Raw genomic sequence first — 13,648 nt, 5'->3', positions numbered from 1 at the left:
GACCACTGCGCCTATTTTGAGTTGCTACAAAATAGGCGCAGTGGTTGTTTATTCGGGCTGTTTGGTTAAAACCAATTGCATCATAATATCGGTTTGTGCCTCGTCGCCGAGTATAAAAATGTGTTTATCGAAAGCAACAAAGCTATTTTTTTCATAAAAACGAATTGCTTTCGCGTTTTGCTCCCAAACGCCCAACCAAACATAAACGCGTAATAATCTTGCCATTACAAATATGTGGAAAACTTTTGTAGTGCTGCGTGTCACCCTTTTTGCCGCCGAGAAACGTCTTGTATAAATACGCAAGTAGCGTATTGAGAAGATTTAAAACTTTAACAAAAATTCAAAATGAAAAAGCACAATAACTGGGATACTTTAATGCTAATTTTTTCAATTTTAGCGGGTATTTTCTTTTTAATATCATTTATACCGCCTATTTCTTTACTTATATATAGTTCATTTAGCTCAGAGCCAAATTTTACAAAGACTGGCCAAATTGGCGATACTATCGGCGGTCTAATGAACCCATTTATTGCTTTAGCAGGTGTATTTGTAACTTTTTTAGCATTTTATATGCAAATTAGAGCTAACAAGATACAGATTGATTTATTTCAAGAAGGGCTTCAAAATGAAAAAGATGTGAGAGAATCTACTGAAAGAAAAGATAGTTATAACAAACTAAAACTCTTGGAAGCTGATTTGGCAAACATAGAAGAAGATATAACAATAAGAGCAAAAAATATTAAAGAATATTATGAAGCTGAAAAAACCAATCCCTTTAAAAATAACATACTAAAAAGAACAACGCCTAACAAATATGCAAGGACTTTAGAAATTGATAGACTTGGCATTTTCAATGGTTTTAGTACATTCTTAAAAGATGAACCAAATTGGCAGTCTGATTTGAGTAAATTATACAATTTTTTAGACTTAATACCTTCTTATTTTGATGATGTATATACCAAAGCAGATGCATATTTTAACCTTAAACATGAGGTAAAACTAAAAACAGCAAACAATATAAATACTTTTATACAAAAATTAGATTTACTGCAAATAAAATATGAGAAAGAATTTAATATAAACAAACACCCTTCTAAAAATCCTAACGGGCGAATTTTTCAACTAAAGGATACATGCAAAGAAGTATGCGACATTTATCAAGAGACTGATTTTTATTTAATTGAAAGACTGGTACTTACTCCTTTTTCAAACGAAATAAAGGCAATGACAAAAAATATAGATACATTTGATTTAGAGAATTTAGGGTCAATTATAAAATTAGTATCTGATATCCAACAAGATATTGCTTCCATTAGAGAATATGCTGCTAATTTCGTTACCTCAACAGAAGTTGTACGTCAAGAATTAGTTGGAGAAAATGGATACTTAAGCAAAGTAAAAAGCCATCGCACTACTATCAATGCAAGTTTAAACAAGATAGACCCCAATAAATTATAACAAAAAACCGCCCCCACACCTTACGGCGTGGGGGCGGCAGAATTTTAAAACCTGTTTATTTTTACTTTGTCAGTGTAAAATGGTCGGTTAGGCGAATGTCGTTGCAGGCCGCGCCAATCATCAAATCAAAATCGCCTGCTTGCGTAATCCAGTCGAGTTGGTCGTTATAAAACGCCAGTTTTTCGCGGTCTATCACAAACCGAATTTGGGTTGTTTCTTGGGCTTTGAGCTTCACTTTCCTAAAATCTTTTAGCTCCTGCACAGGGCGCAAGGGCTGCGCCACCACATCGCGCAAATACAATTGTACAACTTCCTCGCCCTCGCGCGTGCCTGCATTTTTGAGCACGAACGACACTTCTATTTGGTCGGTGTCGGTCATGTTTTTGCGGCTCAGTTTCAAGTCCGAATACTCAAATTTGGTGTAGCTCAAGCCGTAGCCGAAAGCGTAACGCGGCGAGTTGCTCACATCCAAGTACGCGGATTTGTATTGCTTTTCGCTGTCGTTTTGTGGCCAGCGACCCGTATGTAAGTAGTTGTAATACAGCGGCAACTGGCCTTCGCTACGCGGAAATGACATCGGCAATTTGCCCGACGGATTATAATCGCCAAACAGCACATCGGCCATCGCGTTGCCTGCCTCGCTACCCAACCACCACGTAAAGGCAATAGCTGGCACGTGGTCGGCAGTCCAGTTGAAAATCAACGGGCGGCCACCCATCACCAACACGACTACAGGTTTGCCTGTGGCCTGTATCGCCTTAATCAATTCTTCTTGCACACCTGGCAAATGAATGTTAGAACGGCTGTGCCCCTCGCCACTCATGTCGTATTTTTCGCCGACGGCCATCACCACCACATCGGCTTGCTGAGCAGCTTGGACGGCCTGCGCAAAACCTTGTGTAGAAGTATCTTCCACGCCGCAACCTTGCGCGTACAGTAGCTTGGCTTGGTTGCCGACTTTGGCTTGCACGCCTTCATAAAGCGAAACCAATTGGTCATTTTTGCCCCAATCCACCGACCAAAAGCCTTTCATATCTTCATTGGATTTGGCCAAAGGCCCAACAAGCGCAATGGTTTTCAAGTTTTTAGCCAAAGGCAATACTTGTTTTTCATTTTTCAGCAAAACAATGCTTTTGCGTGCCATATCGCGTGCCACTTCCCGAAACGCTGGGCTGTTAAGCACTTGTTTTTCACGTTTTTCGTCCGAAAAGCGATACGGATTTTCAAACAAACCCAATTCAAATTTTTTGGTCAGGATACGGCGCACCGCGTCATTGATTTGCGCTTCTTTCACCTTGCCTTCTTTGAGCAAAACCGCCAGATTTTCGATATAACAACGGCTTTCCATGTCCATATCGCTACCGCCGTTCATGGCCATTTCGGCAGCGTCTTTGCAGTCTTTGGCGTAGCCGTGCGGAATCATCTCCCCTATTGAACCCCAATCACTTACCACAAAACCATCAAATTTCCACGCCCCTTTCAGAATGTCGCGTTGCAAATACGCGCTGGCTGTGGCAGGCGTTCCGTTCAGGTCGTTAAAAGAGTTCATGAGCGTTGCTGCGCCTGCGTCCACAGCGGCTTTGAATGGCGGCAAATAATATTGCCACAACTGGCGCAAACTCATATCCACGCTGTTGTAGTCGCGGCCTGCAACGGCTGCCCCATACGCGGCAAAATGTTTGGCGCAAGCCATTACCGCATCGAGTTGGCCAATGCCTTTGCCCTGAAAACCACGCACACGCGCCACGGCAATCTTAGAACCCAAATACGTGTCTTCGCCTGCACCTTCCATCACGCGACCCCAACGGGCATCTCTGGAAATGTCCACCATCGGCGCAAAAGTCCACTGAATACCCGAAGCGGCGGCTTCTGTGGCAGCCACACGCGCCGTTTTTTCTATCATTTCCAAATCCCAACTGGCGGCCTCCGCCAACGGCAACGGGAACGTAACACGGTAGCCATGTACGACATCTTGACCGAAAATCATCGGAATTTTGAGGCGAGATTTGAGGGCTTCTTGTTGCAACAAACGCGTATTTTTCGCGCCGCGCACGTTGAGCATAGAACCCACGCGACCTTTACGAATTTCGTCGATTTGGCCGTCCGAATTGCGCGTAATTGGTCCCGTTTGGTCGGAAGCGTTGGAATATTGATTGAGTTGGCCTAATTTTTCTTCCAACGTCATTTGGGAAAGCAAACGCTCCACTTTGGCGGAATAATCTACTTTTTGGGCACGCACGCTCACACTCACTGCCAGCAACGCAATGGCCAGCAGCTTTGTTTTTTGGTTAAAAAACATACTAAACAGATAGTTTTTATTTAATCAATCAAAAAAAATGATTGTATGAGTGTGTGTGTTCTCTTGAGCAGCAAAATTGTTAAAAATTGGGTAGCAAACCAATGGCTCGCCCACAAAAGATTGGCGTTTGGCGCATAAAAAAAACGCAGCACACTGATAACTAATGCGCTGCGCTTTTTACTCGCTTGTTTAAAAAAATGAAGAGAACTCATTTATCCCGAAATAATTTTATCCCCTATGATAAATTTCACACCCACGGCGTTTGGGGTAGATACAACCATCTTTTTGCCTAAAGCAAAAATTATAGACAGACAATTCAATCAAAAATACAGACAATCCGCAACCTAAAAAGACACTAATTGCTTGTAGTACAGGTAACATAACGCTAAAACTATGCAACGCCGCAGATGTGATTATTTCAAATGTTTTTTTAAACAGCTTTAAGAAATCAAATACACCGATTCATTTATTTAACCTTTTCCAACACTATTGCATAACCCTGACCCACACCAATACACATGGTAGCCAAAGCATATCTTTTATTTGTTTTTTGAAGTTCCAGCGCCGCCGAATACGTGATACGCGTGCCCGACATTCCCAGCGGGTGACCAATAGCAATCGCGCCGCCGTTGATGTTAATGCGCGGGTCGTTGTCTTGCAGCCCCAATGCGCGAATGCAGGCCAAAGATTGCGCCGCAAACGCCTCGTTTAGTTCGATTACGTCCATGTCGGCCAACGTAAGCCCAGCTCTTTGCAAGGCTTTTTCGGTAGCTGGCACAGGTCCAATGCCCATAATGCGTGGCTCTACACCGACCACCGCCGAACTCACAATTCTGGCCAAAGGCTTTAAATTATATTTGGCAACAGCCTCACCAGAAGCCACATACACCGCCGCCGCGCCATCGTTCAAGCCCGAAGCGTTGCCAGCCGTAACCGTGCCGTCTTTTTTGAATGCGGGTTTCAACTCACCCAAGCCTTCCAGCGTTGTGCTTGGACGCACAAACTCATCTTTGTCAAAAACAAGTGGTGCACCTTTTCTTTGCGGAATTTGTACGGGAATAATTTCTTCCGCTAATCTTCCGCTCGCAGTGGCTTGCGTGGCTTTTTGTTGCGAATGCAACGCAAATGTATCTTGGTCTTGGCGCGAAATATTGTACATTTCTACCAAGTTTTCGGCTGTAATGCCCATTGGGTCAATGCCGTACATTTCTTTCATTTTGGGATTGACGAATCGCCAACCAAACGACGAATCTTCCATTTTGGAATCCGTGCCGAAGGCTTTGGTCGGTTTGGAAATCACCATAGGCCCTCTGGTCATGTGTTCCACGCCACCCGCCACGAAAACATCGCCTTCATTGGCTTTGATGGCACGCGCCGCATTGACAATGGCCGCCATGCCCGACGAACACAAACGGTTCACCGTTTCGCCTGGTACGCTTACAGGCAAACCCGCCAACAGTGCCGCCATACGCGCCACATTGCGGTTGTCTTCGCCTGCCTGATTGTGGCAACCCAAAATCACGTCGTCTATGGCTTCGGCTGGAATATTAGGATTTCTTTTTACCAATTCGGCAATAACCAGCGCGGCCAAATCGTCGGTACGAACTGCCGAAAGTGTTCCGCCAAAACTGCCAACTGGCGTACGAATCCCGTCTATGATGTAGGCTTCTTTGCTCATCTTCAAATCAATTTAATTTTTGTATAAAAATGGGTGTTGTTGCCGCTACAATCATTTGTATTTATTCACTCACGGCATTGTAAATATTTCTAATTATAAGATACCACGCCTACGGCGTTTTTTCCCTAACAAAAACATTTTTTACTACAAAGAAATCAAGCCTAAAGGCTTTTTATTGGCTCATTTTAAACCCTTTAGGGTTAAAATATTTGTAGTGCAACGCGCAATGTTTAATCCCAAAACAAACGCCGTAGGCGCGACATCTTGACGACTGAAGAGCAATAATTAAAACAACGCAACTGGCACAAACCACCGTTATTATTCTGCTATTTTTTGTTTTACTTTATTTTTAAAATAAGATGTAATCAAGGTAATTAGCAAACCAATGATACAACCTAAGGCCACGGCCAAAAAGCGATTGACTGGCGAAAGACCAATGTGCGGATGCGTTTCTACCAAAATAATCAGCACCGCGACAATGGCACTACGCGCCACTTCCATCATTTTGAAATGCTTACAAATCAGGACAGTTAATACTATCGCAATCAGGACTTTATACACGGTCAGGACTGGCAGAAAATACACTATCAGACACGAAAGCGAACCAATAAAATTAGATTTTACGCGCTCAATCGTCATTCGTCGGGCGTCTGTTTCGTCGGGTGAAATAACCATCACAATCGAAATCATCGTCCAAAAGAAATCGTATTGCGGAAACGAAAGCATAAGGCCGTACCCAATCAGAAAACCCAACAAACAGCGCATCAGATACACCAAATATGGGTATTTTACAATTTTCCTGATGAGTTGGAGCATACTTTATTCGCTTAGTTTCTCTACAAATTTAGCTGAGGTTTGCGCTCTTACTTCTTCGAGCGTTGCGCCTGGCATTATTTCGATAAGCGTCAGTTGGCCACCGATAAACTCAAATACCGCTTTGTCGGTGATAATCATATCCACGCATTTTTTGGAAGTAATCGGCAACTCGCACGTTGGCACTACTTTTGGTGCACCGTCTTTTTCGGTATGTGACATTGTGATAATGAGACGTTTAGCACCAGATGCCAAATCCATTGCACCACCCACACCCAACAACGCTTGACCCGGTACTGCCCAGTTGGCGAGGTTGGCTTGTTCGTCCACTTCCAAACCACCCATCACGGCTACATCTATGTGTTTGCCGCGAATCATGGCGAAAGAATCTGCCGAATCAAAATAAGAACTTCCAGCCAATGCCGTAACAGGAATTTTACCAGCATTCACGGGATAGTGCAAAGCACCGCCGCCGTCTGTTGGGGCAGGCCCTACGCCTAACATTCCGTTTTCGGTATGCAAAATAATGCCGTCTTTGTCGGAAATAAGGTCGGCCACCAACGTCGGGATACCAATACCCAAATTCACTACGTCGCCTTTTTTGAGTTCTTTCAACGCACGTTTGGCCATGTTCATACGCGATTCGGAGGCTTTGCGACCAGAAGATACACTGGCCGAAATGCCCAAATCTTCCACCGTAAGCGTAGCTTGTACCAAATAATCCACGTAAACACCCGGTGTATGAATATGTTCGGGTGCTATTTCGCCCACATTTACAATTTGTTCTACCTCCACAATCACCAATTTGGCGGCGGTGGCCATCGCACGATTAAAGTTTTGTTCGGTCATGCGGTATTGCAAATTGCCTGCCGTGTCGGCTTTCCAAGCACGCACGAAAGCCACATCGCCTTTGATGCTCGGAATAAAAACTTGCTCTTGGCCGTCCAAAAATTTGGTTTCGCGGCCTTCGGCCAAAGGTGTTCCCGCCGAAGTTGGCGTAAAAAAACCGCCGATACCTGCACCACCCGCACGAATCGCTTCCGCCAATGTTCCTTGTGGTAACAATTCGTACTCTACCAAGCCTTCTTGAGCCGCTTTCACGGCTTCGGGGTTAGAGGTAAAAAACGAACCTATCATTTTCTTGATTTGTCCGTTACGAAGCAAACGACCGCCACCGATGCCCACTTCTCCCGCATTGTTGCCAACGAAAGTCAAATTTTTTGTTCCGATTTCTGCCAGTGCGTGCATCAAATGAACAGGGTTGCCAGTCATGCCGAAGCCGCCTTGTAACAAAACATCTCCATCTTTTACCAAAGCAGCCGCTTCTTGTAAAGATATAATCGGTACTATTTTCATAATATTATCTAATTGAATTACAGCCAATTGCCGCAATAAATGTTATTGAATAAAAGACAAAAGAAACGCCGAAAACTCCGCGCCTTGCTCCACGCTCGACAGGTGCGCTGCGTCGGTGGTGCGGTGTTGTGCTACGGGAATGTGCTGTTGCAAATAATCGCCGTCTGTGGGAGTGGTTACGGCGTCTTGTTGGCCACTAATCACCAACACAGGCACATTCAAGCCCAAAAGCTGACCTCTAAAGTCGGCATCGCGCACCACCGCACAGCAATTCATGTAGCCTTGCAAGTCCGTACCCACAAAAACTTGAAGCACTTCTTGTACTTTTTGCGGTTGGTTTTGGCGAAAAGCGGGCGTAAACCAACGCTCTGCCGTTCCGCCCAAAATACTTTCCAAACCGTTGGTTTTCACATAACTGATGCGGTCGTTCCAGCCTTGCTCGTTGCCGATTTTGGCGGCGGTGTTGGCCAACACAATATGCGAAAAGCGTTCGGGGTGATAAATGCCAAGCCATTGCCCAATCAGTCCGCCCATCGAAAGGCCACAAAACGCGACTTTTTCTAATTTCAGGTGGTCCAGCAAGTCGATAATGTCTTCGCCCAAATCGGCCACCGTGTAGGCATCTTGCGGGCTGCTGCTCGCGCCGTGTCCGCGTGTATCGTAGCGCAAAATATTGTATTGATGTTTGAGCCTTTCCACTTGCTCACTCCACATAGAAGTATCAGCCCCTAACGAATTAGAAAAAATAATCGTCTGCGCTTTTCCGAAATCTTCAAAAATATAATGGCAGTCGTATTTTTTCAATTGAATTTTAGTTGCTTTCATTTTCTGATTTTTATTTTAAATTTTTCTATAAATTAATTTCAACAATGATACAATATTATTTGTGCTTTTGGTGGCGCAAATAATATTTAATTCACCAAAAAATATTTGCTATAAAGATTGATAGTAATTAAGTCTTTTTTCTGCTTAATTTTTAATAAAAATAGAATTATGATTATTTTTATTATCAAAGAAGAATGCCATTGGCGAGCATTCTCCTTTGATAATATTTAACAAAATATGGTTAGTTAAATTATGCCTTTTCAGCCACAAGTGCTGCGCGAGTTCTGTGGTTTTCGCCTGGTGCAAGACCTTTTCTTTCCACCACCATATTAAAGTCAAAATCAATTGAAGCGTGTGCTTCGCTGATGCCTTTTGCTTTGGCTTGGTCGGCAGATAGGCGATTAATGGCCGGTACTAAGCCGTCTTTGTCTGCGAAAGCGAAATCTTGACCCAACAACGCATCGCCTTCGATGTTGATTTGGGTAGTCAGTTTGCGGAAACCTGGCGCAGAGATAAAGAAGTGAATGTGCGCAGGGCGTGAACCATGTCTGCCCAAAAGCGACATCAACGTATCGGTAGAACCATTTGGAGGGCAGCTATAACCCACAGGTACAAACGATTTGAATTGGTATTTGCCATCTTTGTCGGTGCGGATAGCGCGACGAAGATTGAAAGGCGATTGGCTCTTGTCGAAGAAAGAGTACATACCTTTTAGGTTGCAATGCCACACTTCCACCAAAGCACCTTCTACGGGGTTGCCTTGCTCGTCCAACACGCGGCCTTGCATATACAATCTTTCGCCGTTTGGCTCTGCTTCTGTCTCGAGTTCTGCGTAGCTCAATGTTTCTGGAGCACCAGCCACATACAATGGGCCTTCAATCGTGCGTGGTGTTTTCATTACCAAGCCAGCTTGTTTGTCTTCCCAGTCCATGCGCTCATCAATGAAGTGTTCTAAGCCCAAACCAGCGTAAATCAAACCCCATTCGTGGTTTTTGCCTGCGCCGTTAAGCCAGTCCAGCGCAATCCAAAGTTCTTCGCTGCTGATGTTTAGGTCATCAATGGCATAGAACAAATCTTTCAACAAACGAGCTACTACTTCTTTTACGCGTTCGTTGCCTTGGCCTGCTACTTCTGTGTCTTTGATTTTTTTCAAGACATTGTCAATCAAATGCTTATCCATTTTTTTGGTATTTATTAGTTAAAAATAAGTTTCAATTTAATATTATAGTAAGGTTTCGCGCACGGCGTTGGGGTGCTTGCACAAACTCTTTACTTTGATGGTCATGTACGGGAAAAGCGGTAAAGAACTTACGATTTGGTGAAATTCTTCGGGGCTTTCGGCCTCAATCACACTCACGTTTGCGTATTGCCCAGCCACTCTCCACAGATAAACCCATTTACCCGACTTTTGCCATTTTTGCGAAGTTTCGCGCTCTCTGGCGATGTAGTCGGCAATTTTTTCTTCACTCCACGATTCTGGAATGTGTACTTCCATTTCGGCTAAATACAACATAATATTATGGTCTTTTATATTTATTTATTTTGTCTTCGTCGAGTTCGATGCCCAAGCCTGCGCCTTTTGGCAACTCCAACGTACAGTTTTCGTATTTAATCGGATTCACGACAATATCGTCGGTAAGCAACAGAGGCCCAAAGAGTTCCGTACCCCAATCCATGTTAGAAAACGCACTAAAAATATGCGCCGAAGCTACCGTTCCGATAGTGCCTTCGAGCATCGTGCCGCCGTACAAACTAATGTCTGCGGCTTCGGCCATGCCCGCGATTTTGGCAGTGTTATACAAACCGCCTGCTTTCATCACTTTTACGGCAAACACGCTTCCGCCTCTGATTTTGCAAAGTTTAATCGCGTCGAAAATGGTAGCGCAAGCCTCGTCGGCCATGATAGGCACATGGAAATATTCCGTCAGTCGTGCCAAGCCGTCAAAATTGGTGTTGGTGATGGGCTGCTCTATCAAATCAATGCCGTTGTCCTGAAGCACTTGTATCCATTTTTTGGCTACGCTTTCCGTCCAAGCCTGATTTATATCCACCGTAATTTTGATGTCGTCGCCTACGGCTTTTTTGATTGCCGACACGTGCGCCACATCTACTTTTGGCGTGTTGCGGCCTATTTTGAGTTTGAATGTATTGTGTCTGTTTTCGGCCACCAAGCGCAAGGCTTCATCTATATCTTTCTGAGTATCACCGCTTGCAAGCGTCCAAAGCACACCCAAACGATTAGTAATAGCACCGCCAAAAAGTTGCGCTACCGAAACGTTCAGCCTTTTGCCTTGCGCGTCGAGCAATGCCGTTTCGATGCCCGCTTTGGCAAACGTGTTTCCTTTCACGTTTTTATTTACGGCATACATCAGCGCATTGATATTCGTAGCGTCCTGATTGAGCAAAAGCGGCGCGATGTATTTGTCTATGGTCAATTTCATGCCTTCGGGCGATTCTGCGCCGTAGGTCATGCCACCAATTGTAGTGGACTCCCCAATCCCTTCTATCCCATCATCACTTGTAATTTTGATGATTACCATTGACTGCGCCATCATCGTTGCCATCGAAAGTTTGTGTGGCCGAATCGTAGGCAAATCAACAATGATAGTTTCTATATTTATAATAATAGGGCTTGACATTTTTTTACTTTTTTTGGTTGAAAAATCTACAAAAAACAAGAAATAAAATAGCATATAATAAGCGTTTATTTCGCCTAATTATTTCTTTTATTATTGGTGTTATTTGTAATGATTACAATGCAAATGTCAGGAATATTTTTAGTATCAAAATAGTTGATTTTTGCCAATTTTAGGACATTTTGCACATCAATTAAAAAATGTAAAATATCGCTAAAATGATAAAAATTACAATTCAGATAAAACAATGATAGCAAGGACATTAACAACGTCCTTGCTCCTACTTTTCCATAAAAAACGAGAATAAACTGTATCGGTTATGTTAGAAAAATACAGCCTTATAAGCCTATAAATTTTTTGTATTGGCTCGGCGAAATATTCGTCGTAGATTTAAAAAGTCTTGTAAAATAACTGGGGTCTTCAAACCCTAATTTGTAGGCTACATCTGCGATTGTATATTTATGATTTCGCAAATATTCTTTTGATTCAGTAATAAAAAAATCTGTAATAATTTTTTTGGGTGCTTTGCCTGCAATTGTTTTGCAAATGCGGTGTAAATGTGTGTTGGAAATCCCCAAATGTTCGCAATAAGATTCGACCGTTCGGCTGTAATTGTAAGACTCTTTTATCAAATGTTTGAACTGTCGGAAATACATTTTGTAGCCGTTGTCCGTTGGCTTGAGGCGCATCTGCGACTCTTTCGGAATCCTGAACAAACGTATCAATAACATTCCTGTCAAAAATTCAAGAGCCAATTCTTTGGCGGGCAATTGGTTTTCAAACTCATAAATACACTTTTTGATAGTCGTGTACAGGTTTTCAAACAAATCGTTGGTCAAATCGAACTTCACGACATTGATAATGTCTATTTCAAAGAAAATGTCCGCGTCGAGTGCGAGCATTTTTTCCAGAGCCAAATCCGAAATAGAAATCACGTAACCCTGCGATTCGGGATTGACCGACAGCCCGTGTATTACATTTTTGGGAATCGTGAAAAACGACGGACTTTCCACGCGAATACTTTGGTCTTCAAACAGCAATTCCATTGCGCCTTGCTCCACAAAAAAAATCTGAAACAAGTTGTCGTGCGAATGCGGCTTAATGATATTCTGGTACTTTTTAGCCAAAACCTTCAGATTTGTAACATTAATCAAATCTCTGACCAAAAGCGTATCTTCTTCCCCGTAAATGCCTCTATAAAAAGTCTGTTCCTTTATTGCCATGCCAAAATTAATTGTATTGGTTCATCACACCCGAAGCCCTCCCAAAGAAGTCCGAAAACAAACATAAACATCTTATTTACAGATATTTACATTCACATTTTATAACTTCCGTTCTGGGCATTTGGCCACAAACACAACGCGTTTTGGGGAGCAATCGCAACGAAAGTTTATTAGCAGACTTGGCCTCCGAGCCACAGCGAAATTTTGCTTGGCTTGATGTTTCTGCAACAAAAATGAGGAATGTTCGGGAAGTAAACATGGTGGATTTTTGCCAATAATAGGACATATCGCACATTTACTCCCCAAAATGCACATTTATACCAAACGTAACCCGATTTTTCAGGCAAACGGTTGCGCCAAGTGGTCTAAAATGTCAAATAAAACCTTTTTGTTTTCGGGAACGCAGTGTTGCTCCACGATTTGGGCGGCGGTCTGGACGAACGGCGCGGCGGTCAGTTCGTTTTGGCCATTTTCCACCATCATTTGCAGCAGTTTTTCGGTGGCTTCCAGATGAAATTGCAAACCCAAAATCTTGCCGTTTTCGTGCGCGTAGGCCTGCTGTTGGCAAGCCGCCGAAAATGCCAAATGCTGCGTGTGCGGCGGCAACTCGAACGTGTCGCCGTGCCAATGAAACACCTTCAGCGTAAGCGGCACACTTGCCCAAACGGGATTTTGAGCGGCCTGCGGCGTGGCCTGAATGTCAAACCAACCAATTTCTTTTTGCGTGTTCGGGTGCACCTTCGCGCCCAACACTTCGGCAATGAGTTGCGCCCCTAAGCACACACCCAACAGCGTTTTGCCCGCGTCAATGGCCTGACGGATAAACGCCTTTTCGGCGGCGAGCCACGCGTGTTGCGCCTCGTCGTACACGCCCATCGGGCCACCCATCACCACCAACCAATCTATATTGGCCAAGTCGGGCAGCGGGTCTTGGGCGTAAAAATGCGTGGCCGTGAGCTGATGCCCACGCAACAACGCCCACGTTTCGATATTGCCAAGCCCCTCAAAGGCCACATGCTGAAAATAATGGATTCTTAACGGCTTCATAGTGCAAAAAACTTCAAAAGATGAAAGTGACGGATTATTACAATTCAAAATTTCTGGTAAATATATTATCTGAACGCCAATTGTTTAGGAAAAAGTATAAAAGCCGTGTCACCCTTTTTGCCCGCCAGAAACGTCTTGTATATATTTGAACTAAATTTTTAATATTTAAGTGAGATGGAAGAATTGATAAAACAAATAGAAGAAATAATATCTTTATTAGGGGATAATAATACTTCATATCCAAAAAAGAACAAAGATACATTTATTGATAAACTGGATAAAATCAATGAAATGTTTGAGATATTACAAAACT

12 protein-coding genes are annotated in these 13,648 nt (G+C 43.4%); 1 reads left to right on the top strand and 11 read right to left on the bottom strand.

The genetic code is table 11. The features are described from left to right. Positions 1 to 48 precede the first annotated feature (48 nt). Positions 49 to 225 carry an N-acetyltransferase gene (locus BM090_RS15285; RefSeq protein ID WP_221405412.1) on the bottom strand — a complete coding sequence of 59 codons (177 nt, stop codon included), beginning with the start codon at positions 223 to 225 and terminating at the stop codon, positions 49 to 51. Between the two features lie 120 nt (positions 226 to 345). Between BM090_RS15285 and BM090_RS15280 the strand changes: the two genes are divergently transcribed. Next, positions 346 to 1,458, top strand: coding sequence for a hypothetical protein (locus tag BM090_RS15280; protein WP_091515349.1), 1,113 nt, complete (start codon positions 346 to 348; stop codon positions 1,456 to 1,458). A 61-nt stretch (positions 1,459 to 1,519) separates the two neighbouring features. On the opposite strand, the gene BM090_RS15275 is transcribed toward BM090_RS15280, so the two are convergent. From BM090_RS15275 to BM090_RS15210, 10 genes are all read right to left on the bottom strand, one after another. After that, positions 1,520 to 3,757: a glycoside hydrolase family 3 N-terminal domain-containing protein gene (locus BM090_RS15275; protein ID WP_091515346.1), complete on the bottom strand. Its 2,238-nt coding sequence runs from the start codon at positions 3,755 to 3,757 to the stop codon at positions 1,520 to 1,522. Positions 3,758 to 4,223: 466 nt separating this feature from the next. Further along, entirely contained in the window at positions 4,224 to 5,435 is a 1,212-nt protein-coding gene (gene pcaF, locus BM090_RS15265) for a 3-oxoadipyl-CoA thiolase (RefSeq protein WP_091515340.1), read from the bottom strand. A gap of 318 nt (positions 5,436 to 5,753) precedes the next feature. After that, positions 5,754 to 6,251 (bottom strand): FUSC family protein, encoded by a 498-nt coding sequence (locus tag BM090_RS15255; RefSeq protein ID WP_091515333.1) that lies wholly within the window; start codon positions 6,249 to 6,251, stop codon positions 5,754 to 5,756. A gap of 3 nt (positions 6,252 to 6,254) precedes the next feature. Next, positions 6,255 to 7,604, bottom strand: a complete 1,350-nt coding sequence (locus BM090_RS15250) for a 3-oxoacid CoA-transferase (protein WP_091515330.1) — start codon at positions 7,602 to 7,604, stop codon at positions 6,255 to 6,257. A gap of 42 nt (positions 7,605 to 7,646) precedes the next feature. Then, the gene (gene pcaD, locus BM090_RS15245; RefSeq protein ID WP_091515327.1) at positions 7,647 to 8,429 is read right to left on the bottom strand and encodes a 3-oxoadipate enol-lactonase; all 783 of its coding nucleotides are present in this window, start codon (positions 8,427 to 8,429) and stop codon (positions 7,647 to 7,649) included. A gap of 250 nt (positions 8,430 to 8,679) precedes the next feature. Then, a complete protein-coding gene (locus BM090_RS15240) occupies positions 8,680 to 9,609 on the bottom strand; it encodes a dioxygenase family protein (RefSeq protein WP_091515323.1) in 930 nt (309 codons plus the stop codon). A gap of 42 nt (positions 9,610 to 9,651) precedes the next feature. Continuing rightward, positions 9,652 to 9,942: a muconolactone Delta-isomerase family protein gene (locus tag BM090_RS15235; RefSeq protein ID WP_091515320.1), complete on the bottom strand. Its 291-nt coding sequence runs from the start codon at positions 9,940 to 9,942 to the stop codon at positions 9,652 to 9,654. Between the two features lie 4 nt (positions 9,943 to 9,946). Then, positions 9,947 to 11,068: a muconate/chloromuconate family cycloisomerase gene (locus BM090_RS15230; RefSeq protein ID WP_091515449.1), complete on the bottom strand. Its 1,122-nt coding sequence runs from the start codon at positions 11,066 to 11,068 to the stop codon at positions 9,947 to 9,949. A 335-nt stretch (positions 11,069 to 11,403) separates the two neighbouring features. Continuing rightward, positions 11,404 to 12,288 (bottom strand): AraC family transcriptional regulator, encoded by an 885-nt coding sequence (locus BM090_RS15220; protein WP_091515313.1) that lies wholly within the window; start codon positions 12,286 to 12,288, stop codon positions 11,404 to 11,406. 339 nt (positions 12,289 to 12,627) lie between these two features. After that, positions 12,628 to 13,335 (bottom strand): type 1 glutamine amidotransferase, encoded by a 708-nt coding sequence (locus tag BM090_RS15210; protein ID WP_091515306.1) that lies wholly within the window; start codon positions 13,333 to 13,335, stop codon positions 12,628 to 12,630. Positions 13,336 to 13,648 lie beyond the last annotated feature (313 nt).

The sequence above is a fragment of the Flexibacter flexilis DSM 6793 genome (assembly GCF_900112255.1).
GTDB classification, from domain to species: domain Bacteria; phylum Bacteroidota; class Bacteroidia; order Cytophagales; family Flexibacteraceae; genus Flexibacter; species Flexibacter flexilis.
The sequence above is the reverse complement of the archived record's forward strand: the minus strand, read 5'-3'. Positions and strand labels throughout refer to the sequence as shown.